19 protein-coding genes are annotated in these 20,969 nt (G+C 57.4%); 8 read left to right on the top strand and 11 right to left on the bottom strand.

The genetic code is table 11. The features are described 5' to 3' along the window. Nucleotides 1–176 precede the first annotated feature (176 nt). From QQF33_RS23670 to bglX, 4 genes are all read right to left on the bottom strand, one after another. Nucleotides 177–1,418 carry an MFS transporter gene (locus tag QQF33_RS23670; RefSeq protein WP_285158710.1) on the bottom strand — a complete coding sequence of 414 codons (1,242 nt, stop codon included), beginning with the start codon at nt 1,416–1,418 and terminating at the stop codon, nt 177–179. Beyond that, nucleotides 1,415–2,968 carry an MFS transporter gene (locus QQF33_RS23665; protein WP_285158709.1) on the bottom strand — a complete coding sequence of 518 codons (1,554 nt, stop codon included), beginning with the start codon at nt 2,966–2,968 and terminating at the stop codon, nt 1,415–1,417. Before QQF33_RS23665 ends, QQF33_RS23670 begins: the two co-directional genes overlap by 4 nt. Then, nucleotides 2,965–4,296: a glycoside hydrolase family 28 protein gene (locus QQF33_RS23660; protein ID WP_285158708.1), complete on the bottom strand. Its 1,332-nt coding sequence runs from the start codon at nt 4,294–4,296 to the stop codon at nt 2,965–2,967. Before QQF33_RS23660 ends, QQF33_RS23665 begins: the two co-directional genes overlap by 4 nt. A 447-nt stretch (nt 4,297–4,743) precedes the next feature. Beyond that, nucleotides 4,744–7,041: a beta-glucosidase BglX gene (gene bglX, locus QQF33_RS23655; protein ID WP_285158707.1), complete on the bottom strand. Its 2,298-nt coding sequence runs from the start codon at nt 7,039–7,041 to the stop codon at nt 4,744–4,746. Nucleotides 7,042–7,229: 188 nt separating this feature from the next. Between bglX and dld the strand changes: the two genes are divergently transcribed. Both dld and QQF33_RS23645 read left to right on the top strand, forming a co-directional pair. Further along, the gene (dld, locus tag QQF33_RS23650; RefSeq protein WP_285158706.1) at nt 7,230–8,996 is read left to right on the top strand and encodes a D-lactate dehydrogenase; all 1,767 of its coding nucleotides are present in this window, start codon (nt 7,230–7,232) and stop codon (nt 8,994–8,996) included. Between the two features lie 94 nt (nt 8,997–9,090). After that, on the top strand, nt 9,091–9,645 hold the full coding sequence (locus tag QQF33_RS23645) for a GNAT family N-acetyltransferase (protein ID WP_282495078.1): 555 nt from the start codon (nt 9,091–9,093) through the stop codon (nt 9,643–9,645). A gap of 160 nt (nt 9,646–9,805) precedes the next feature. On the opposite strand, the gene pbpG is transcribed toward QQF33_RS23645, so the two are convergent. Together pbpG and QQF33_RS23635 are read right to left on the bottom strand one after the other, a co-directional pair. Next, a complete protein-coding gene (gene pbpG, locus QQF33_RS23640; protein ID WP_285158705.1) occupies nt 9,806–10,726 on the bottom strand; it encodes a D-alanyl-D-alanine endopeptidase in 921 nt (306 codons plus the stop codon). 166 nt (nt 10,727–10,892) lie between these two features. Beyond that, complete coding sequence (locus tag QQF33_RS23635; protein WP_282495080.1) at nt 10,893–11,480, bottom strand: Yip1 family protein; 588 nt, start codon at nt 11,478–11,480, stop codon at nt 10,893–10,895. A gap of 173 nt (nt 11,481–11,653) precedes the next feature. Between QQF33_RS23635 and QQF33_RS23630 the strand changes: the two genes are divergently transcribed. After that, nucleotides 11,654–12,220 carry a DedA family protein gene (locus tag QQF33_RS23630; protein ID WP_285144046.1) on the top strand — a complete coding sequence of 189 codons (567 nt, stop codon included), beginning with the start codon at nt 11,654–11,656 and terminating at the stop codon, nt 12,218–12,220. Nucleotides 12,221–12,224: 4 nt separating this feature from the next. Here QQF33_RS23630 and QQF33_RS23625 read toward each other — a convergent pair whose 3' ends face one another. Both QQF33_RS23625 and mdtQ read right to left on the bottom strand, forming a co-directional pair. Beyond that, nucleotides 12,225–12,998 carry an SDR family oxidoreductase gene (locus tag QQF33_RS23625; RefSeq protein WP_285158704.1) on the bottom strand — a complete coding sequence of 258 codons (774 nt, stop codon included), beginning with the start codon at nt 12,996–12,998 and terminating at the stop codon, nt 12,225–12,227. 48 nt (nt 12,999–13,046) lie between these two features. Beyond that, complete coding sequence (gene mdtQ, locus QQF33_RS23620; RefSeq protein WP_285144044.1) at nt 13,047–14,465, bottom strand: multidrug resistance outer membrane protein MdtQ; 1,419 nt, start codon at nt 14,463–14,465, stop codon at nt 13,047–13,049. Between the two features lie 220 nt (nt 14,466–14,685). Between mdtQ and yohP the strand changes: the two genes are divergently transcribed. Further along, entirely contained in the window at nt 14,686–14,769 is an 84-nt protein-coding gene (yohP, locus tag QQF33_RS25970) for a small membrane protein YohP (protein ID WP_087855921.1), read from the top strand. A gap of 37 nt (nt 14,770–14,806) precedes the next feature. Here yohP and dusC read toward each other — a convergent pair whose 3' ends face one another. Both dusC and QQF33_RS23610 read right to left on the bottom strand, forming a co-directional pair. Further along, nucleotides 14,807–15,739, bottom strand: a complete 933-nt coding sequence (gene dusC / locus QQF33_RS23615) for a tRNA dihydrouridine(16) synthase DusC (RefSeq protein WP_282495084.1) — start codon at nt 15,737–15,739, stop codon at nt 14,807–14,809. 72 nt (nt 15,740–15,811) lie between these two features. Beyond that, nucleotides 15,812–16,078, bottom strand: coding sequence for a hypothetical protein (locus tag QQF33_RS23610; RefSeq protein WP_285158703.1), 267 nt, complete (start codon nt 16,076–16,078; stop codon nt 15,812–15,814). A 215-nt stretch (nt 16,079–16,293) separates the two neighbouring features. On the opposite strand from QQF33_RS23610, the gene QQF33_RS23605 reads away from it, so the two are divergent. From QQF33_RS23605 to sanA, 4 genes are all read left to right on the top strand, one after another. Then, nucleotides 16,294–16,692: a CidA/LrgA family protein gene (locus tag QQF33_RS23605; RefSeq protein WP_282495086.1), complete on the top strand. Its 399-nt coding sequence runs from the start codon at nt 16,294–16,296 to the stop codon at nt 16,690–16,692. Beyond that, nucleotides 16,689–17,384 (top strand): CidB/LrgB family autolysis modulator, encoded by a 696-nt coding sequence (locus QQF33_RS23600; RefSeq protein ID WP_285158702.1) that lies wholly within the window; start codon nt 16,689–16,691, stop codon nt 17,382–17,384. The genes QQF33_RS23605 and QQF33_RS23600 overlap by 4 nt, the downstream gene beginning before the upstream one ends. A 128-nt stretch (nt 17,385–17,512) precedes the next feature. Further along, on the top strand, nt 17,513–18,397 hold the full coding sequence (cdd, locus tag QQF33_RS23595; RefSeq protein ID WP_285158701.1) for a cytidine deaminase: 885 nt from the start codon (nt 17,513–17,515) through the stop codon (nt 18,395–18,397). Between the two features lie 129 nt (nt 18,398–18,526). Then, nucleotides 18,527–19,246: an outer membrane permeability protein SanA gene (gene sanA, locus QQF33_RS23590; protein WP_282495088.1), complete on the top strand. Its 720-nt coding sequence runs from the start codon at nt 18,527–18,529 to the stop codon at nt 19,244–19,246. A gap of 701 nt (nt 19,247–19,947) precedes the next feature. Here sanA and mglC read toward each other — a convergent pair. After that, complete coding sequence (mglC, locus tag QQF33_RS23585; protein WP_100779526.1) at nt 19,948–20,958, bottom strand: galactose/methyl galactoside ABC transporter permease MglC; 1,011 nt, start codon at nt 20,956–20,958, stop codon at nt 19,948–19,950. Nucleotides 20,959–20,969: the final 11 nt, after the last annotated feature.

Genomic DNA, 20,969 nt, shown 5'->3' with positions numbered 1-20,969 from the left:
CGAAAGCCGCAAGGAATAAGCTGAGGGCACCGCGAAGCGGCGATTTTCCTGGCCGGGAGCCGGGATTGTTAAGGGGGCGGCGGCCCCCTTAACACGTTCACCGCAGAGAAATTAGCAAGAAGCAGAGGAATGAAAGTGAACGGAACGATTCCACTGATCCCTCAAAGAGCTTAGCCTTAATGACCAATAGCTTCCGGCAACCTCAACGGAACCGTCAACAGGCTCGCCGCAAAATAAAGCAGCGCCATCACCCACAGCGTCCCTTCCACGCCGAAAGGTGACACGCATAGCGTCACAATCAGCGGGCCAACGAAATTACTCAGCCCCGACCCCAGATTCAGGCAGGAGATGGCCGCGCCTTTGTTCTCCGGCAGCAGCGACGGGATCAGCGCGCTCAGTGGGCCAAAGGCCCCCAGCCCGATGGCGTACAGCGCCAGGGCCAGAAACAGCGCCGTTTCGCTGTCGCCGAACAGCACCGGAGCGTAACACACCGCCAGCATCGCCAGGCCGCACAGGGTGCCGGAGAACCAGACCACCGTGTTGCGCCAGCCGATGGTGTCGCCCAGCCAGCCGAAAAAGTAGTTGGCAAAAATGTTGACCACGTTCACCAGCCCCCAGATGGTGAGCCACTCGGCGATGCTAAACCCGAAGCGCGGGAGATAGACCGGCATCAGGATCACCAGCGAAAACTTGCCGATATCGTTGATGGTTTTGACAATCACCGCCAGACGCATTTTCGGCTCGCGCACCAGCACCAGAATGCCCTCAGCAAAGGCCGCGCCGAGATGGCCGCCGCGCTGCCACTGCGGACGATCGCGGTTGAGCACCAGGGCGCAGAAGGCTCCGAGCGCGACAAACGCAAACCCGCTCAGTAGCGTGGACGTTTCGCCGATGCGCGGCAGCATCAGGCTGGAGTACCACGGCCCGACGATGGTCATCCCCACGCCGAACGCAATCCAGAACCACGACACCGCGCGCCCGAGGATCCCCGGCTCGCAGCGCTGGTTAATCCACACCAAAAACGAATAAGCGAACAGCGGATAGGCCACGCCGCGCAGGGCGTAGCTTGCCACCATCAGAGGGTAATTTCCCTGCGGCAGGGCGTAGCCGATAAACGGAACCGAACCGATGAAGTAGAGAAGCGTCGCGGCCCACATCAGGCGGCGCAGGCCGAGCACGCCCGCGCCAATCCCGGAGAACCACGACACCGCCGCGACGCACAGACCAAACACCGACGACAGCAGGCTGATATGGACCGCGTCAAAACCCCGGTGCTGGAGCATCGACGCCAGCCAGCTCTGCTCGATAGTGGCCCCGGTGATAAACAGGAAAATCCCGACAAATCCCCAGCACAGTTCCTTCGGTAATCCCAGCCGGGCCCACAGGCCCTGCTGGATAAAGACGCTCTGAGCCGTCATGCCATTTTGTCCCGCAGTGCGCGCGCATTCAGGCGTTTACGGTTCTGATAGCCGACACTGTTTTCCCCCCAGCAGTGGTCGTACGGCATTCCGGTCAGGCTCTCGATCACCGCTTTGTTCTCCGCGCTGACCGTCGCCTTGCTGCCGCCCTGTTTTAGGCGCGCCACCTCTTCGTTGAGGATCGCGTGGGTGCGGCTGTTGACCTTAAACTGGAAGGCGGACCAGATGCCCCATAGCGTCAAAATGACCGGGAGCACAATCATGATCACCAGAATCATGTTGATGGCCGACTGCGGCTGGGCGCTTTGCCCGGAAACAAACCCGGACATCTGCAGCGCCACGCCGACGAGGAAAATCGACAGCGCCTGCGAGGCTTTGCGCAGCAGGCTCATAAAGCCCGCGAAGATCCCTTCCCGGCGACGGCAGGTGAGAATTTCATCCACGTCCGCGACGAAGGTGTAGTTGTTCCACGGAATGGCGTAGATCCCGCCCCGCGCAAGCCCGGCCACCGCCGCACCGACATACAGCAGCGTCATCCCGCTGGTACCGCTGAAATACGCCGAGACAAACAGGGCAAAGGCCACCAGCGCCATCGTCGCCTGTGTCGCAAAGGCCCGCGACGGGGAGAAACGCAGGGTCAGCCAGGTCGCGATGCCGACGCCGAAGAACTGCAGACCGTTCACCACGCCCAGCAGGTTGGAAGCCATCACCGACGAGGTCATCAGGGCGAAGACCACAAAGTAGGTAAAGACCGAGTTGAAAATGTCCTGCGCCACCGAACCGCCGAGATACATCCCCAGGTGCGAGCGGAAGGTTTTGATTTTTAACGTCGAAACGAAATCGTAATAGATATGGTACGCCCGGGTGGTGAACGGCTCTTTCTCTTCGTCCTCGTCCTGGTGCTCGTTTTGCTGGATCTCCTCCAGCGAGCGCTCCCAGGTACCGAAGTAGACAAAGAACAGCACAATCATAAAGGAGACGGTGAAAATCGCCCCGGTGTAGAAGAACGAATCGGAAGAGTCAGGCCCAAAGTACGCCACCAGACGCCCCGGCAGGAACGCCGCCGCAAAGCCCGCGAGCTGGGCGATGTACATGCGCGCGCTGGTCAGTTTTGAGCGCTTTTTGAAATCCGAGGTCATCTCCGCCGACAGGGTGTCATACGGGATGATGATCATGGTGTAGACGATCTCAAACAGGATGTAGAACAGCAGATACATCCAGTAGTTGAAGCCCTCCACCCAGAGCAGACTGTAGACCGACACCAGCGGAATACTGGCTAACAGGAAGAAACGACGGCGGCCAAACCGGCGACCGAGACGCGTTTTGTGGAAGTTATCAGAAACGTAGCCGATCACCGGGCACATGATCACATCGACAATTCTCGCCACCGCGAACAGCGACCCCGCCTGGATTGGCGTTAGCCCGCAAAAGGTGGTTAAGAAGAACAGCAGCCAGGCGCTGACCAGGGTAAAGGCCCCCGAGCCGATCACATCCGCCAGACCGTAGCAGACGTAGTTCCGCAGTTTGATTTCTCGCACTTTTTTGATCATTTTGAACTCCGGATATTCTCAGGATCCCAGCCCGCAGGCAGCGGCGATGGGCGTGTCAGGGTGACGCCGTGCAGGTGCAACCCGTCGACGCCGTGGGCATAAATGGCGGGCAGGCCGTGCGGATAAGGTTCCACACCGTGGGCGCGCCCGGTTTCGGCGTTCACCTTATAGGCGTTGTCCAGCCCCATTCCGGTCGGCCGCTCCGGGTTGCACGGCGGACGCACGTCGTAGTAGCCCTGCTCATCGGACTCGGCGAGTTGCTGATTGAAGGTCAGCCCGTTGAAGGTGATGTCGCGGATAGCCCCCGGCGTTTCGCTGTGCAGATTGATCGCCCCCTCCCCCGCCCCGTTCAGGCCCGAGAAGGTGACCTGGCGGATATCGCCCGGCATCACGTCCGGCGCGCGATGGCGAACCGAGATAAACACCGGATCCGCTTTCCCCCAGTGGCACGGATGGCCGTGGCGACAGTCGAAGAGAATGTGGCTGAAACTCATCATGCTGAAATGGCCGCCGTCGCGGGAGACCAGGCCAATCCCGCGATTGGATTCAAAGATCACGCAGTTGCTGACAGCCAGATGGGTGATGTCGGCGAAGGTTTCGGTTCCGACTTTGATCGCGCAGCTTTTGGAGCGAATGATGCAGTTGTTGATCGTGACGTTGTAGATCGGCTGCTGCAGTTCGGGTCCTTTGGCGGTAGTTTTCAGGCAGATGCCGTCGTCGGCGGCGCTGAAATAGCTGTCGCTGATATGCACGTGCTGGCAGCTGTCGATATCCAGCGCGTCGGTATTCGCCAGCGTCAGATCGTTATCGATGGTGATGTTGCGGATAAACACGTGATTACAGCTCACCAGATGGGCGGTCCACATCGGCGAGTCGTACAGGGTGATGTCGGTGATGCGCACCTGCTCGCACCCTTCCAGCACCAGCAGACGCGGACGCTGGGGTTTGGGCTGACGATAGCCCTGGTCATCCGCCTGTGAGGCAAACCAGGCCGTGGCGTTGCCGTCGATACAGCCCGCTCCGCTCAGCGTCACATTGCGCGCGTCGCGGGCGTAGATCAGCGCCATGCGCGACAGCTCGGCCATGCTTTGGGTTTCTGCCGCGTGGTAATCTGCAACGTTCTGGCTGGCGAGCAGCCGCGCGCCCGCGTCCAGATGCAGGGTGAAATTCGACGGCAGCACCAGCGTGCCGGTGAGATAAATTCCCGGCGTGACCACCAGCGTGCCGCCTCCGGCTGCGGCAAGTTGATCGATTAGGCTTTGGAGGGTGGACGTCACCGGCGCCTGGCCACTGCGATCGAGGGAGACATTTTCTAATGAGAGTTTCATGTGAATACCTGTCTGCTGTGATGTGACAGGGATTAAACGGGTTTTCTGTGCCGGGTGAGCGGCGTGTTTAGCGGGGTTTTGTGGGAAGAGTGAAGAGAGTCACGCCTGTTGGATGCGGGGGGTAGCGCTTTTGATCCTGTTCACGTTTTCGCCGGTGAGGGAAAAATGAAGTGTGAATGGAGTCACGTTTGGCGGGTGGTTGAGCGGGTGAAAAGTGCGTTTCGCAGGGATTTCGGGGCGAAGGGACGAAAAGTTGCGGGATGGGTCACAGATTGGGTGGGGAGTGAGGGGGTGGGGGTTGTGGATTGTGCGGCCTGTTGCCCTCACCCCGGCCCTCTCCCACAGGGAGAGGGAGGATTTAGTCCCCTCTCCCTCGAGGGAGAAAACCAGCTCCGTTCGGTCCCCTCTCCCACAGGGAGAGGGTTAGGGTGAGGGGGAAAACCGCCACTACAGCAGCTCAAACTCCCCTTTATTCACCCGCGCCGAATCCACGCCGATAAACACGTTGAACTTGCCCGCTTCCGCGTCGTATTTCATCTGCTGATTCCAGAACTTCAGCGCATCCACGTCAATCGGGAAGCTAACGGTTTTGGTTTCACCCGGTTTCAGGTCAATCTTCTCGAAGCCGCGCAGCTGTTTCACCGGACGGCTCATGGACGCCGTCACATCCTGGACGTACATCTGAATCACCGTTGCGCCTTCGCGTTTACCGGTGTTGGTCACGTCGACGCTGGCCGTCACTTTTCCGTCACGTTTCATCATTGGGGCAGACATTTTCACATCCGACACCTTGAAGGTGGTGTAGCTCAGACCATAACCGAACGGATACAGCGGGCCGTTAGCTTCGTCGAAGTAGCGCGAGGTGTATTTGTTCGGCTTATCGGCGTTATACGGGCGACCGGTGTTCAGGTGGCTGTAGTAAACCGGGATCTGCCCGACGGACCGCGGGAAGGACATCGGCAGTTTGCCCGACGGGTTGTAATCGCCAAACAGCACGTCGGCGATGGCGTTCCCGCCTTCGGTCCCGGCGAACCAGGTTTCCAGCAGCGCATCGGCCTGCTGATCCTCTTTCACCAGCGTCAGCGGACGGCCATTCATCAGCACCAGCACCAGCGGTTTGCCGGTCGCTTTCAGGGCGCTAATCAGGTCGCGCTGGCTCTGCGGAATGTTGATATCGGTACGGCTGGACGCTTCGTGGGCCATGCCCTGCGCTTCACCGACCACCGCCACCACCACGTCAGACTGCTTCGCCGCGTTGACCGCTTCGTCGATCATCTCTTTCGCCGAGCGCGGATCGACCTTCACCGCCTCTTCGTACTGATTCAGGAAGGTGACGATGTCTTTATCGTCAGTGACGTTCGCCCCTTTGGCGTAAACGACTTTGCCGTTTTCACCCAGCGCGTTCTTGATGCCGGTGAGTACGGTAACGGACTGATCGGCTACGCCCGCGGCGGACCAGCTGCCCATCACGTCGCGTTTGCTGTCAGCCAGCGGGCCGACCACCGCAATCGTGCCAGATTTTTTCAGCGGCAGCGTCTCGAGTCGGTTTTTCAGCAGCACCAGACTTTCGCGCGCCACTTCACGGGCTTCTTTGCGATGCAGGCGGCTTTCGGCGTTGGTGTCGACCGGGTCAGAATCTTTCGGCCCTAAGTGGCTGTACGGATCGTTAAACAGCCCCATGTCATATTTCACGTTCAGCACGTGGCGAGTGGCGTCGTCCAGCTCGGCCATGGTGACTTTGCCGGTTTTCACCAGGTCAGGCAGGTATTTGCTGTAGTACTCGTCGCTCATGCTCATGTTGATCCCGGCTTTGAGCGCGACGCGGACCGCGTCTTCCGGATCGGAAGCGGTACCGTGTTTAATCAGCTCTTTAATCGCGCCGTGATCGGAAACGGTAATGCCTTTAAAGCCCCACTGGTCGCGCAGGACGTCTTTCAGCAGCCAGGAATCGGAGGTCGCCGGCGTGCCGTTGAGGGAGTTCAGGGCCACCATCACCGCGCCGCTGCCGGCGTCAAGTCCGGCTTTGTACGGCGGCATGTAGTCGTTGAACAGGCGCTGCGGGCTCATGTCGACGGTGTTGTACTCTTTCCCGCCCTCCACTGCACCGTAAGCGGCGAAGTGTTTGACGCTGGTCATCACTGAATAGCGATCCGCCGGGCTTTTGCCCTGCATCGCTTCGACCATGGTTTTGCCGAGGGTGGCGGTTAAATACGTGTCTTCCCCGAAGCCTTCGGAGGCGCGGCCCCAGCGCGGATCGCGCGAGACGTCGACCATCGGTGCCCAGGTCATGTTCAGACCGTCGTCGGCGGCTTCATAGGCGGAAATGCGCCCGACGGTTCTGACCGCATCGAGGTTAAAGGACGAGGCTAAACCGAGGCTGATCGGGAAGACGGTACGCTGGCCGTGGACCACGTCGTAGGCGAAGAAGAGAGGAATTTTCAGGCGGCTGAGCTGCATCACCTGGTCCTGCATTTTGCGGATATCTTCCCGGGTCACGGTGTTGAAAATCGCCCCGACCTGGCTCTCTTTGATCATCTCGCGGATCGCCTCTTTCGGGTTATCGGGCCCGACGCTTATCAGACGCAGCTGGCCAATTTTTTCATCGACCGTCATTTTGGTGAGCAAGTCCGTGACGAAGGCGTCGCGGGCTTCCGGGGTTAATGGGTGGTTGCCAAACAGATCGTCAGCCAGCGCGGGTTGCAGCGCCAGGCTTACTGCGACAGCTACAGAACAAAGCCATTTCATGTTGTTGTACTCTCTCATCATCAACCGCCGGGAAACTCGGCCAGACCGTGCGAAAAGCGCAGTGTGCCACAAACCCTCAGAACGTTGCAGGGTTATTCTCTGATTTTTCTCATGAATACTTGTTCGCTTAACAGTTAATCGCGCTATGCTTTACAGCGAGAAATTTGCCCCACCACAAGGAGTGGAAGATGACTTCTGTTCGCACACAAAATAACAACACATTGATTAACGAACTGTCTCGCCTGGTCGGTCATTCACACCTGCTGACGGACCCGGAAAAAACCGCCCGCTATCGCAAGGGCTTTCGTTCTGGTCAGGGTGAAGCGCTGGCCGTGGTCTTCCCCGGCACGCTGCTGGAACTCTGGCGCGTCCTGAGCGCCTGCGTCGCCGCCGACAAAATTATTCTGATGCAGGCGGCGAATACCGGCCTGACGGAAGGCTCCACGCCGAACGGCAATGATTACGACCGGGATATCGTCATTATCAGCACCCTGCGCCTCGACAAACTGCACCTGCTGGATAAAGGCGAACAGGTGCTGGCCTATCCTGGCACCACGCTCTATGCCCTGGAAAAAGCGCTCAAGCCGCTGGGCCGCGAGCCGCACTCGGTGATTGGCTCCTCGTGCATTGGCGCGTCCGTGGTCGGCGGGATCTGCAATAACTCCGGCGGTTCGCTGGTGCAGCGCGGTCCGGCGTACACGGAGATGTCCCTCTTTGCGCGCATTGATGAAAACGGCAAATTGCAGCTGGTGAACCATCTGGGGATCAACCTGGGCGTGACGCCGGAGCAGATCCTCAGCAAGCTCGACGACGAGCGGGTGAGCGACGCCGACGTGCAGCACGATGGTCGTCACGCCCACGATCACGATTACGTCGAACGCGTGCGTGATATCGAAGCCGATACCCCGGCGCGCTATAACGCTGACCCCGATCGTCTGTTTGAATCCTCCGGCTGCGCGGGCAAGCTGGCGGTGTTCGCCGTGCGCCTTGATACCTTCCCCGCGGAGAAAAATCAGCAGGTCTTTTATATCGGCACCAACCAGCCGGACGTGCTGACCGAGATCCGTCGCCATATTCTGGGTGAATTCCGGAATCTGCCGGTCGCGGGCGAGTATATGCATCGCGATATTTACGATATCGCCGAACGCTACGGGAAGGACACCTTCCTGATGATCGACAAGCTCGGCACCGACAAAATGCCGTTCTTCTTTACGATGAAGGGCCGCGCCGACGCGATGCTCGGTAAAGTGTCGTTGTTTAAACCGCACTTCACCGACCGCTTTATGCAGAAGCTCGGCACCGCCTTCCCGGCGCACCTGCCGCCGCGCATGAAAAGCTGGCGCGATAAGTACGAGCATCACCTGTTGCTGAAGATGTCGGGCGACGGGATTACCGAGGCGCAAAGCTGGCTGGCGGAGTTCTTTAAAACCGCAGAAGGCGATTTCTTTGCCTGTACGCCGGAAGAAGGCAGCAAGGCATTCTTACACCGCTTTGCGGCGGCGGGTGCGGCGATTCGCTATCAGGCGGTTCACGCGGACGAGGTGGAAGATATTCTGGCGCTGGATATCGCCCTGCGTCGTAACGACACAGAGTGGTTTGAACATCTGCCGCCGGAAATCGACAGCAAGCTGGTGCATAAACTCTATTACGGTCACTTTATGTGTCACGTTTTCCACCAGGATTACATCGTCAAAAAAGGCGTCGACGCACACGAACTGAAAGAGCAGATGCTGGAGCTGCTGCGCGCGCGCGGGGCGCAATACCCGGCGGAACACAACGTCGGCCATCTGTATGAAGCGCCAGAGACGCTTAAACGTTTTTATCGTGAGAATGACCCGACAAACAGCATGAATCCGGGCATTGGTAAGACGACGAAGCATAAATACTGGAAAGAAAGCCCTGACGCAGAGCGCGACGCGACGCAAGCCGCTGATCAAACAGTAAAGCCACACTGAAATTATTGTTAAGCACGTGATTCTCGTACTAGAGTAGTTTCACGCCGCCGGAGAAACGTTTCTCCGGCTTTTTTCTCTGAGGAGCCTGCCCACCATGTCGGCCGTTGATATCTTACCCGCATCCGAAGTTGAGGTGCGCGACGCCCAACCTGACGACGTTCATGCCATCGCCGCGATCTACGCCTGGCATGTGCTTAATGGGCGCGCATCGTTTGAAGAAGTTCCCCCCACCATTGAAGAGATGCGCCAGCGCATGAGCAAGATCGCCGCCGACGGTTTGCCGTGGCTGGTGGCACTCTATCGTGGCGTGGTGGTCGGGTATTGCTATGCAGGGCTGTATCGCGCGCGCCCGGCTTATCGCTATACCCTTGAAGAGTCGATTTACGTCGATGCCAGCGCGACGGGCCGCGGTTTTGGCAGTGCGCTGATGGATGCGCTGATCGCACGCTGCGAGCAGGGTCCGTGGCGGCAGATGATCGCCGTGGTCGGCGACGGGCATAACAATGCCGGGTCTCTGCGGTTACATAAAAAGCATGGATTCGAAGTGGCCGGACAGCTGAGAAGCGTGGGCTACAAGAAGGGGAACTGGCGGGATACGCTGATTATGCAGCGTCCGCTGAACGACGGGGACTGGACGCTGCCGGAATAGCTTTTGTGCGGTCTGGTGCCCTCACCCACGGGGAGAGGGGGAAAACCGAGGTGCCGCTTTGACCTTGTAGGCCCGGTAAGCGAAGCGCCACCGGGCGCTTTTGCCGGGCGGCACTGCGTTTGCCCGGCCTACAAAAACCACCGTCAACAAAACACTATCATCAATCGTTTTGCGCCGTTTCCATCTGCGCCGCTTTTTGCTTTTTGTAGCTCATCGCGGCTGCCGGAACGGGTGTCACTTTTCCGGTTTCAATCCAGGTACGTAAACGACTCGCATCGGCGAAGTGGGTGTATTTCCCGAACGCATCCATCACCACCAACCCAACCGGTTTACCGTTAAACACGGTACGCATCACCAGACAGTGACCCGCCGCATTGGTAAAGCCGGTTTTGGTTAACTGAATATTCCAGTTATCGCGATAAACCAGATGGTTAGTATTGCGGAACGGCAGGGTGTACGCCGGATTCGCAAAAGTCGCCATCTCTTCACGCGTGGTGCTGAGCTGACCGATCAGCGGATACTGTTTGCTGGCAATCAGCAGGTGGGTCAGGTCGCGCGCGGTCGAGACGTTATGAATCGACAGTCCGGTCGGCTCGACAAAACGGGTGTTCGTCATGCCTAAGGATTTGGCTTTGGCATTCATCGCGCGGATAAACGCGTTATACCCGCCCGGATAATGGTGCGCGAGGCTCGCGGCCGCACGGTTTTCCGAGGACATCAGCGCCAACAGCAGCATGTTTTTACGGCTGATTTCGCTGTTCAGACGCACGCGGGAGTAAATCCCCTTCATCTCTGGCGTCTGGCTGATATCGACTTTCAGTTTCTCATCCAGCGGCAGTCGTGCATCAAGCACCACCATCGCGGTCATTAATTTGGTGATTGAGGCGATCGGACGCACCAGATCCGGGTGACTGGAGTAGATCACCTTGTTGGTATTCAGATCGACAATCATAGCGCTACCGGAGGCAATTTCCGGCTGGGCGGCAGTGGTCACTGCGGTTGTTTTGGCGATAGCTGGCGTGGCAACGGGCACAGCCAGAATCAGCGCAAGGCTAAGCAAAGAAACTCGGAATTTCAGCATGGTGAGACTTCTGATAATTATTCATGCACGTGATGACGTACGCCTCCTGTTACATCGGGCGAAACAGGCTGGCAAAGGCATCATAGCTGCCCTGGTGAGTTGTCGCCACTAGAGAATCATGAACAGATGCTGCATTGCTGGCATTTACACCAGCAATGCATTTTGGTCAGAAGAGACGGTACCCGTAACCCCAGAGGATCACCGTGAGCGCCAGCAGCGCCTCCAGCACCAGCACGCCGATGGCGAGGGTAGAACTGGAAAAACTTAAGCCCTCTTCTTTGTTGATATTGAGGAAGGTCGGAATCCCTACGTAAAGCAGATAGCCGGTGTAAAACAGCGCGATGGTCCCTATCAGTGCACACAACCAGACCAGCGGATAGAGTGCCACAATGCCGCTCATAAACAGCGGTGTCGCCACGTATCCGGCGAAGACCATGCACAGGGTAAGCGACGGACGCTGCGGATAGTTTCGCGCCATCCAGTAAATCACCCGCCCCATTATCGCGACGCCTGCCAGCATCAGACCGTAGAAGACCACCGCCAGTGCCAGCCCGGTCATCCAGGAGAGCTTCACGACGTTGCCATCGCCAAAATTCCAGCCGATTTGTGTTGTGCCTATAAACGCGCAGATCACCGGTACCGCCGCCATGAGCAGGACATGGTGCGTGTAGTGATGCGCGACCGTTTCGTTCTCGCTTCTGATGACATGCATCTCACGATCGGGATGGGAAAAAAGCCCCCAGACATGGTTCATACAGCCCCCTCATTGTCGGCCCGCAAGGCGATACTCTCAGTATAATGCAGCTTTAGATTATTTTATGACCAGCCGCGAAAATGCCGCGACGGGAAAATGTCGTGGTTGCCGCGCCATTGATTCACAGGGTGTATGCTTAAAGGAGGTTCACAGAGGGAGACAACGCTGACCTTATGGATATCAATAGTCTGATTGAACAGTACGGATATGCGGCGCTGGTGATTGGCAGCGTGGCGGAAGGTGAAACCATTACGCTTCTCGGGGGAGTGGTTGCGCATCAGGGGCTGCTCCGTTTCCCACTGGTGGTCGCCTCCGTGGCGCTCGGCGGGATGATTGGCGATCAGCTGCTCTACTTGCTGGGATTGCGCTTCGGTCCCACCCTGCTCAAACGTTTCTCAAAGCATCAGAAAAAAATCAACCGCGCCCAGCGGCTGATCCAGCGGCATCCCTATCTGTTTGTTATCGGCACCCGGTTTATGTACGGCTTTCGCATTATCGGCCCGCTGCTGATTGGTGCCAGCCGCCTGCCACCGAAAATCTTCCTGCCGCTGAACATTATTGGGGCCATCGCCTGGGCGCTGATTTTTACCACCCTCGGATACGTCGGCGGGGAAGTGATTGGCCCGTGGCTGCATAATTTCGATAAGCATCTGAAGCACTGGATCTGGCTGATTCTGGTGGTCGTGGTAGTGGTTGCCTGGCGGCTGTGGCTGAAACATCGGGAAAACGCGCGGGATTAACGCCTCATCCCGCCGGTTTAAACTGCGGATTCGCCAGCATAAATCCGCCATCGACAATCAGTGATTGCCCGGTAGTGTAGCTGGCATCCGTGTCGCAGAGCCACGCGACCAGGCTTGCGATCTCGTGCGTTTTCCCCGGTCGTCCGAGGGGGATCTCTGGCATCGATCCCTCTTCAACTTCGCTGTCGTCCATGCCGTTCATCGGCGTGGCGATGGCTCCGGGTGCGACAGCGTTGACTAAGATTTTATGTTGTACCAGTTCGAGCGCCATCGATTTGGTCAGGCCGCCCAGGGCGTGTTTTGCCGCCGTGTAGGCGCTGGCATCGGGAAGCGGCGTATGTTCATGCACCGAAGTGACATTGACGATTCGTCCACCCAGCCCCTGCTTCACCATCTGCCGGGCGGCGATTTGCGAGCAGAGAAAGGCCCCATCCACATCCACGGTGAAAATCGCGCGCCAGTCATCAAACGACATATCGAGAAACGGCGCTTTGGCCATCGCCCCGGCGTTGTTGATCAGCGCATCCAGACGACCAAAGCGGGCAATCAGCGTCTCAATCGCTTTCGCCCCTTGCGGCAACTGGCTTAAATCCAGCTGAATGGCCTCGGCGCGGCGCCCCAGCGCTTCAATTTCCCGACAGGTTTTCTGCGCCCCCTCTTCATCCGAATGCCAAGTCACGCCGATATCAAAGCCCCGCTCTGCCAGCAGCAGAGCGGTGGTTTTACCAATTCCTGAATCCGATGCGGTGACAATTGCCACGCGTTGAGTCGCTGCCATACCTACCTCCGCACAATCGCAAAGAGGTAAGTATAGATAACCAGGGGTTTAGCTGTGGTGATACCCGCCGCCGAGCGCGGAGGTGAGCTGCAGCGTGGCGTCAACATACTGCCCCTGCAGCGTCAGACCGGCGATTTGCTCCTGCAGGGCCGGAATTTTCACTTCGCTGACGCGCGAACCGGCAATGATCCCGGCGTTGAAACGCGCCTGCGCCTGGGCCACCACGCGGGCGGTATCGGCTTCGATCTTCTGCTGTTGCTGGGTTTTATTGATGAGGGTATCCACTTCACTGGCGGTGCGCGCCACCTGATTCACCGCATCCACCACCGCTTTGTTGTAATTCGCGACGGATAAATTGCTCTGCGCCTGGGCGATATCCAGATTCGCGTTCAGTCGTCCGCTGTCGAAGATCGGCAGCGTGAGCCCTGCGGTGACACCCATCTGCTGCGCCGACGAGCGGAACAGATCGCTTAAGTGCAGCGCGTCCTGTTGCAGGAATGCCATCAGGTTAACGTCTGGATAAAAGGCCGCTTTCGCCGCATCCACGTCGTTCATGGACGCTTCGATATACCAGTGCGCTTCCTGCAGATCCGGGCGGCGCGCCAGGAGTTCGTAGCCAAGCGTTGGCGGCAGCGAAGCCTCGGTTTTCGGCAGTGCGTGCGGGGTCAGTTTCATCGTCGAGGTATTGGTCAGCGCCTGCAGACGCGCCTCGATGGCTTTCATTTTCCCGTGAACTTCAGCCATCTGCTCTTCGGTTTTACTGGCGTTGATGTCGGTCGCGACACCCTGGATGGATGAATTAATGCCCTGCTGGTAGAGCTCGCGATCGACGGCGATGATCGACTGTTGCTCCTGCTTAATGTTAGTGAGCACGTTGCCTATCGCAGCCTGGGTTTGCCACTCCCAGTACAGGCGCGCGACGCTGCTGGCGAGCAGCTGGCGGGTCTGTTCCATCTCAGCTTTCTGCGCGTTGACCTTGCCGATCCTGGCCTCGACCATTGAGCGGTTTTTACCCCACAGATCCAGATCCCAGCCAGCGGTCAAGCCAAAGGTGCCATTGGTGTACCACGGCCCGGTGGTGCCCGCCGCCGGGTCGGTGAAGGCAAACGGGCCCATCAGCCCTTCTGCCGACATTTTTTGCCGCTCGGCATCGGCGGAGAAATCAATCTGCGGCCCGTCGGCGGCCATCGCCATTTTGGCCTGGGCTTCTGCCAGAGCGATGCGCTGATGGGCAATCTGCATATCCGGGGCATCCGCCTGCGCTTTCGCGATCAGGGCATTGAGCTCCGGGTCATTGAAATCTTTCCACCACTCATTTTTGGGCCACTGGGTATGGGCGAGCTGAGTGTTGATTTGGGTTGCGGGCGCCTGCTGTTTCAGCGAGGCCGCCGTGTCGTGGCCTGGCGCGCATGACACCAGTAATAAAGAGAGAGGTAGGCTAAAAAATACAAGAGTTGAACGTTTCATCACGCATTCACTTAAAAAAGAAAGACGCAAATTACGCCTGCTGCTTTTCTTTTTTTTAGTAACCCGTGGCAACCAGTATTTAGAAACACACTCACACACGTGGAAATTTATTCACCATATGAATCAGTTAATTATATTCATTCTTATGGCTTATTGTTTGCCGCTGCCGTCTGGCTGCTACACTTTACGTGATTGAAGCTCAATGGCGAGGGAGAAGGGAATGAAGATACTACTGTGGATTATCCTGATTATTTTCTTGATTGGCTTACTGGTGGTAACCGGCGTGTTTAAAATGATTTTCTGATGGTTTGCCCGACCGGCGCGCGCCTGTCGGGCCACACTTATTTGGACTGGATCACCCTGGCAATCTCTGCCGAGGTTTGCAGTGTACGAATCTCCTGAAACAACCCCAGCGCCTCAGAATATTCTTTGCGTAAGTAACTCAGCCACTGCTTAATGCGCGCCACGTGATACAACCCGGTGTCGCCCTGCTTTTCCAGACGCGAGTATTTTTGCAGCAGTGTGACCACATCCGGCCACGGCATACGCGGTTCGTTGTACTTCACCACCCGGCTAAGGTTGGGGATATTCAGCGCGCCGCGACCGATCATCACCGAATCACAGCCCGTCTCTTTCATACAGGCCTGCGCGCTTTCATAGTCCCAGATTTCACCGTTGGCGATCACCGGTATCGACAGACGCTTGCGGATTTCCCCGATCGCCTGCCAGTTAATTCGCTCTGCTTTGTAGCCGTCATCTTTGGTTCGGCCATGAACGACAAGCTCCGTCGCCCCGGCCTGCTGCACCGCATCGGCAATTTCAAACTGTCTGTCGCCGTTGTCCCAGCCCAGACGGACTTTCACCGTCACTGGCAGATGAGCGGGCACCGCTTCGCGCATCGCTTTGGCACCGCGATAAATCAGCTCAGGATCTTTTAGTAAGGTCGCACCGCCGCCGCTGCCATTGACCATTTTCGACGGGCAGCCGCAGTTGAGATCGACGCCGTAGGAACCGAGCTCCACGGCGCGGGCCGCGTTCTCCGCCAGCCATTCCGGGTATTGCCCCAGCAGTTGCAGACGCACCAGGGTGCCGGAGGTGGTCCGGCTCTGGCGATGCAGCTCCGGGCAGAGTCGATAGAACGACTTTACTGGCAACAGCATATCGACCACCCGCAAAAACTCGGTGACGCAGAGATCGTAATCGTTCACTTCCGTCAGCAGCTCGCGCACTAAGGAGTCGAGCACACCTTCCATCGGTGCCAGTAAAACACGCATTCGTAGACCCTGTGAAAAAAGAGGCGCTATAGTAGCCGCTCTCTGGTGGCCTGCAAAGATCTTAACGCAGGTCTATCTCATCACCAGGTAGCCCACTGCTGCGGCAACGACCACAATCAGTACCGTAAAAATCGGGCCCGTCGCGAAAGCGTATAAATTCAGCTCTTCTTCTTTTTTAATGTCGTGGTAACGCGCCAGCGCGCTTGAGGCATCCGCCGCTTCGATCTCTTCAAACTCCTGCTCATAGCCCTGCTGTTTCAGGTGCGATGCGGCATTCGTATCGCCTGTCCTGACTGTCGAAATCTGTGTACCTTTCCTGAAAAAGATGAAATTTGACATACAAAGCCCCTGTCCAAGAGAGTGGATTTATCATATCACTGCTTCAAAAATAGTCACCGCAACTACACTGTTTTGACAGGCTTTTACAATGAATCCTATGGAAACGCCCGACGTTCCAAAAGGGAATGTCTGGTATGCTCAAAATTCATGTTGTGATCCGTAGCACGTTTCTATGTTTAATTGTATGATGAATGCGTTCCCCCAAGGACTATCACATGAGCAAAACTCTCAATATCATCTGGCAGTACCTGCGCGCGTTCGTGCTGATTTATGCCTGCCTGTACGCAGGGATTTTTATTTCATCTCTGCTGCCTATCACTATTCCCGGCAGCATTATCGGCATGCTGATTCTGTTTTTACTGCTGGCGCTGCAAATTCTGCCCGCCAAATGGGTCAATCCTGGCTGCTTCGTGCTAATCCGCTATATGGCGCTGCTGTTTGTGCCGATCGGCGTCGGGGTGATGCAGTATTACGATCTGCTTAAAGCCCAGTACGGTCCGATCCTGGTTTCCTGTGCCGTGAGTACGCTGGTGGTGTTCCTGGTGGTGAGCTGGAGTTCGCATCTGGTGCATGGCGAACGTAAAGTGGTTGGGCAGAAAGGAAGTCAAAAATGATGGCCAATATCTGGTGGTCGCTGCCGCTGACATTAGTGGTATTTTTTGCCGCACGAAAACTTGCCGCGCGTTTCAAGATGCCGCTGCTCAACCCGCTGCTGGTGGCGATGGTGGTGATTATTCCGTTCCTGCTGCTGACGGGGATTCCGTACGAGCGCTATTTCGCGGGCAGCAAAATTCTCAACGATTTGCTGCAGCCCGCCGTGGTGGCGCTGGCCTTCCCGCTGTATGAACAGCTGCACCAAATCCGCGCGCGCTGGAAGTCGATCATCACCATCTGCCTGATCGGCAGCGTCGTCGCGATGGTAACGGGCACCTCGGTTGCCCTGCTGATGGGCGCATCGCCACAAATCGCCGCCTCTATTCTGCCGAAATCCGTGACCACGCCGATTGCGATGGCCGTGGGCGGCAGCATCGGCGGGATCCCGGCGATCAGCGCGATGTGCGTTATTTTTGTCGGTATTTTGGGCGCGGTATTCGGTCATACCCTGCTAAATTTAATGCGTATCCACACCAAAGCCGCCCGCGGGCTGGCGATGGGGACGGCCTCGCACGCCCTGGGCACTGCGCGCTGCGCCGAGCTGGACTATCAGGAAGGCGCGTTCAGCTCGCTGGCGCTGGTGATTTGCGGGATCATGACCTCGCTGATTGCCCCGTTCCTGTTCCCGATAATTCTGGCGGTGGTGGGCTAAAATTTGCGATGCGTCGCGCAAATTTCATTTTGTTTTCATAAGTTGCATACATAATGAGAAGTGGATCACATATAAAGCGCTATCGGCTCCGTACACTACCGATCCATTAACCTTTATGAGGCATTGCCATGCACCCACGTTTTCAAACTGCTTTTGCCCAGCTCGCAGAGAATTTGCAATCAGCCCTGGCTCCGGTTCTGGCGGATACGCACTTCCCCGCCCTGCTGACTGCGGAGCAGGTCACGACGCTTAAACAGGCAACGGGACTGGACGAAGACGCGCTGGCTTTCGCACTGCTGCCGCTGGCTGCCGCCTGCGCCAGAGCCGATCTCTCCCATTTCAACGTTGGCGCTATTGCGCGCGGCGTGAGCGGGACCTGGTATTTCGGCGGGAACATGGAGTTCCTGGGTGCGACCATGCAACAGACCGTCCACGCGGAGCAAAGCGCCATCAGCCATGCCTGGCTGCGCGGTGAAAAAGCGCTGCAGGCCATCACCGTGAACTACACCCCTTGCGGCCACTGCCGTCAGTTCATGAATGAGCTGAACAGCGGGCTGCAGCTGCGTATCAACCTGCCGGGTCGCGAGCCGCACACGCTGGGCGACTACCTGCCGGACGCCTTCGGTCCGAAAGATCTGGATATTAAAACCCTGCTGATGGACGAACAGGATCACGGCTACGCCCTGACCGGCGATGCGCTGGCACAAGCGGCGATCAAGGCGGCGAACAAAAGCCACACCCCGTACAGCAAATCGCCAAGCGGCGTGGCGCTGGAACTGCGTGATGGCAACATCTTCTCCGGGAGCTATGCGGAAAACGCCGCCTTCAACCCGACGCTGCCTCCGCTGCAAGGCGCGCTGAACCTGCTGAGCCTGAACGGGTACGACTATCCGGATATCCAGCGCGCGATTCTGGCTGAAATTGCCGATGCGCCGCTGATCCAGTGGGACGCCACCGCCGCCACGCTGAAAGCGCTGGGCTGCACCAGTATCGACCGTCAGCTTCTGGCCTGATTCTCCTGTGCGGGCAGAAATGCCCGCCCTGCTGATGAAAATCCCCCCAATCAAACCGCTGTTTCTTGCGCTTACCAGGCGGGTAAAGTAGCCTGAGTAAAATTTCCCTCCACGGAACGAGCCATCTTCATGTTAAAGCGCGTGTTTTACAGCCTGTTTGTCCTGGTCGGCATTCTGCTGTTGACGGTGCTCGGCCTCGACCGCTGGATGAGCTGGAAAACCGCCCCCTATATCTTTGACGATCTGCAGGATTTGCCTTATCGGCAGGTCGGCGTGGTGCTGGGCACCGCCAAATATTATCGTACCGGCGTGATTAACCAGTATTACCGCTACCGCATTCAGGGCGCGCTGAACGCCTACAACAGCGGCAAGGTTAATTACCTGCTGCTGAGCGGGGATAACGCCCTGCAGAGCTATAACGAGCCGATGACCATGCGCAAAGATTTGATTGCCGCAGGCGTCGATCCGGCAGATATCGTGCTCGACTATGCCGGGTTCCGCACCCTGGATTCCATCGTCCGTACACGTAAGGTCTTCGATACTAACGATTTTATCATCATCACTCAGCGCTTCCATTGCGAGCGCGCGCTGTTTATCGCGCTGCATATGGGCATTCAGGCCCAGTGCTATGCGGTGCCTTCTCCGAAAGACATGTGGAGCGTTCGCGTGCGTGAGTTTGGTGCACGCTTCGGGGCGCTGGCGGATCTTTATCTGTTCAAGCGTGAACCGCGGTTTTTAGGGCCGCTGGTACCGATTCCGGCAATGCATCAGGTGCCAGAGGATGCGCAGGATTATCCGGCGGTGACGCCGGAGCAGTTGCTGGAATTGCAGAAGAAAGAGAAGAAATAAGTCATTTTCTTTGGCTTTACTCCTATGTGGAAAAAGTGGAATTGTTCCGTTCACTATTAGTTCGCTGCTTCCTGTTCGCCTCTCTGCGGTGAACGTGTTAAGGGGGCTACCGCCGCCCCCTTAACAATCCCGGCTCCCGGCCAGGAAAATCGCCGCTTCGCGGTGCCCTCAGCTTATTCCTTGCGGCTTTCGGGTCGGGCGCGATCCTGCATCCATGCAGGTCGCACCCTCTCGGCGCTTCCCTGCGCCTCGACCCGGCCTCCAGGAAACGCTTCGGCGATTTTCAGCCGGACTTCCGATCCCTCCAGCTTCACAACCGCCTGAATGTGGCACCGGTGTGGGTCCCCGCAGAAATCGGCGAACCGGAGGCCGGATGACAAGGGCTGGACGCCAGGGATGGCGGCCAGAGGCGAAACGAGACAGGACAAAATTGCCGGGAGCAATTTTGAACAGCGCTTGCGCTGGCCCCGTAGGGGCGAGTCCCATGGATGGGACGAGTAATCACGAGTCGAGCCGACCGCAGGCAGATGGCCGGGAGGTGAGCGCAGTGCGAAGCACCGATTTCATGGCGGGGCGCGGGGATTGACAAGGGGGCCGCGCAGCCCCCTTGTCACGTTCACAGGTTATGTCGGTTTAATATTCTGCCAATCTTAAGGTGAACGGAACAACCTGTGATGCTTCATAACTTACATTGCTAAATATTACTTCTTACGCGCGTACTTCAGTGAATCCAGCGCTACCGCGAAGATAATAATCGCGCCTTTAATAATGTACTGCCAGTACGGGTTCACGCCGATGTAAGTCAAACCGTAGTTGATAACGGTGAAGATAATCACACCCGTCACCACGCCCACCACCGTACCCACACCACCGCTGAAGGACACACCGCCCACCACGCAGGCTGCGATCGCATCCAGCTCGTACATAAAGCCGAGGTTGTTGGTCGCTGAGCCGATACGCCCCGCTTCCAGCAAACCGCCGAAGGCATAGAACACGCCAGACAGGGCATAAATCATCAGCAGGTTCAGGGCCACGTTCACGCCTGACACTTTCGCTGCTTCCGGGTTACCGCCGATAGCGAAGATATTTTTACCGAAGCGCGTTTTGTTCCACAGCACCCAGACGAACGCCACGGCGATCAGCGCGTAGAAGGTGATGTAGGACAGTCGGAAACTGCCCAGCGCCACAAAGCCTTGCGCGAAGGTCGAGAAGCCGCTGTCGAAGCCCGAAATCGGAGATGCACCCACGAAGTCGTAGTACAGGGAGTTGATACCGTAAACGATAATCATCGTGCCCAGGGTGGTGATAAACGGCGTCACGTTCAGGTAGGCGATGATAATCCCGTTGATCAGACCGATAATGGCACCGACCACGCAGACGATCAGCACAACCACGATAATCGGCATGGTCGCCATTTCCGGGAACACCTTGTTGGCGTTTTCCATCGACTGCAAAAGTGTTGCCGCGACAACCGCAGCCAGACCAACCTGACGCCCGGCTGACAGGTCCGTACCCTGAGTCACAATCAGCCCTGCCACGCCGAGTGCGATGATGATACGCACCGAGGACTGGGTCAGAATGTTACTCAAGTTAAGCAAACTTAAGAACGTAGGGTCCTGGAAAATAATAATGGCCAGCAATACTAAAAGAACGACGTAAATACCGCCCTCTTTCAGATAAGTGAGAAAACTTTTTTTATTTAACGCACTCATGAGGAGCCCCT

Source organism: Lelliottia wanjuensis (assembly GCF_030238365.1).
In the GTDB taxonomy this organism is placed as follows: domain Bacteria; phylum Pseudomonadota; class Gammaproteobacteria; order Enterobacterales; family Enterobacteriaceae; genus Enterobacter; species Enterobacter wanjuensis.
This window is presented reverse-complemented; position numbering and strand designations above follow the sequence as displayed.

Coding starts and splice junctions, on each gene's coding strand:
- QQF33_RS23670 (WP_285158710.1), bottom strand. CDS start 1,418: ATGACGGCTCAGAGCGTCTTTATCCAGCAGGGCCTGTGGGCCCGGCTG.
- QQF33_RS23665 (WP_285158709.1), bottom strand. CDS start 2,968: ATGATCAAAAAAGTGCGAGAAATCAAACTGCGGAACTACGTCTGCTAC.
- QQF33_RS23660 (WP_285158708.1), bottom strand. CDS start 4,296: ATGAAACTCTCATTAGAAAATGTCTCCCTCGATCGCAGTGGCCAGGCG.
- bglX (WP_285158707.1), bottom strand. CDS start 7,041: ATGAAATGGCTTTGTTCTGTAGCTGTCGCAGTAAGCCTGGCGCTGCAA.
- dld (WP_285158706.1), top strand. CDS start 7,230: ATGACTTCTGTTCGCACACAAAATAACAACACATTGATTAACGAACTG.
- QQF33_RS23645 (WP_282495078.1), top strand. CDS start 9,091: ATGTCGGCCGTTGATATCTTACCCGCATCCGAAGTTGAGGTGCGCGAC.
- pbpG (WP_285158705.1), bottom strand. CDS start 10,726: ATGCTGAAATTCCGAGTTTCTTTGCTTAGCCTTGCGCTGATTCTGGCT.
- QQF33_RS23635 (WP_282495080.1), bottom strand. CDS start 11,480: ATGAACCATGTCTGGGGGCTTTTTTCCCATCCCGATCGTGAGATGCAT.
- QQF33_RS23630 (WP_285144046.1), top strand. CDS start 11,654: ATGGATATCAATAGTCTGATTGAACAGTACGGATATGCGGCGCTGGTG.
- QQF33_RS23625 (WP_285158704.1), bottom strand. CDS start 12,998: ATGGCAGCGACTCAACGCGTGGCAATTGTCACCGCATCGGATTCAGGA.
- mdtQ (WP_285144044.1), bottom strand. CDS start 14,465: ATGAAACGTTCAACTCTTGTATTTTTTAGCCTACCTCTCTCTTTATTA.
- yohP (WP_087855921.1), top strand. CDS start 14,686: ATGAAGATACTACTGTGGATTATCCTGATTATTTTCTTGATTGGCTTA.
- dusC (WP_282495084.1), bottom strand. CDS start 15,739: ATGCGTGTTTTACTGGCACCGATGGAAGGTGTGCTCGACTCCTTAGTG.
- QQF33_RS23610 (WP_285158703.1), bottom strand. CDS start 16,078: ATGTCAAATTTCATCTTTTTCAGGAAAGGTACACAGATTTCGACAGTC.
- QQF33_RS23605 (WP_282495086.1), top strand. CDS start 16,294: ATGAGCAAAACTCTCAATATCATCTGGCAGTACCTGCGCGCGTTCGTG.
- QQF33_RS23600 (WP_285158702.1), top strand. CDS start 16,689: ATGATGGCCAATATCTGGTGGTCGCTGCCGCTGACATTAGTGGTATTT.
- cdd (WP_285158701.1), top strand. CDS start 17,513: ATGCACCCACGTTTTCAAACTGCTTTTGCCCAGCTCGCAGAGAATTTG.
- sanA (WP_282495088.1), top strand. CDS start 18,527: ATGTTAAAGCGCGTGTTTTACAGCCTGTTTGTCCTGGTCGGCATTCTG.
- mglC (WP_100779526.1), bottom strand. CDS start 20,958: ATGAGTGCGTTAAATAAAAAAAGTTTTCTCACTTATCTGAAAGAGGGC.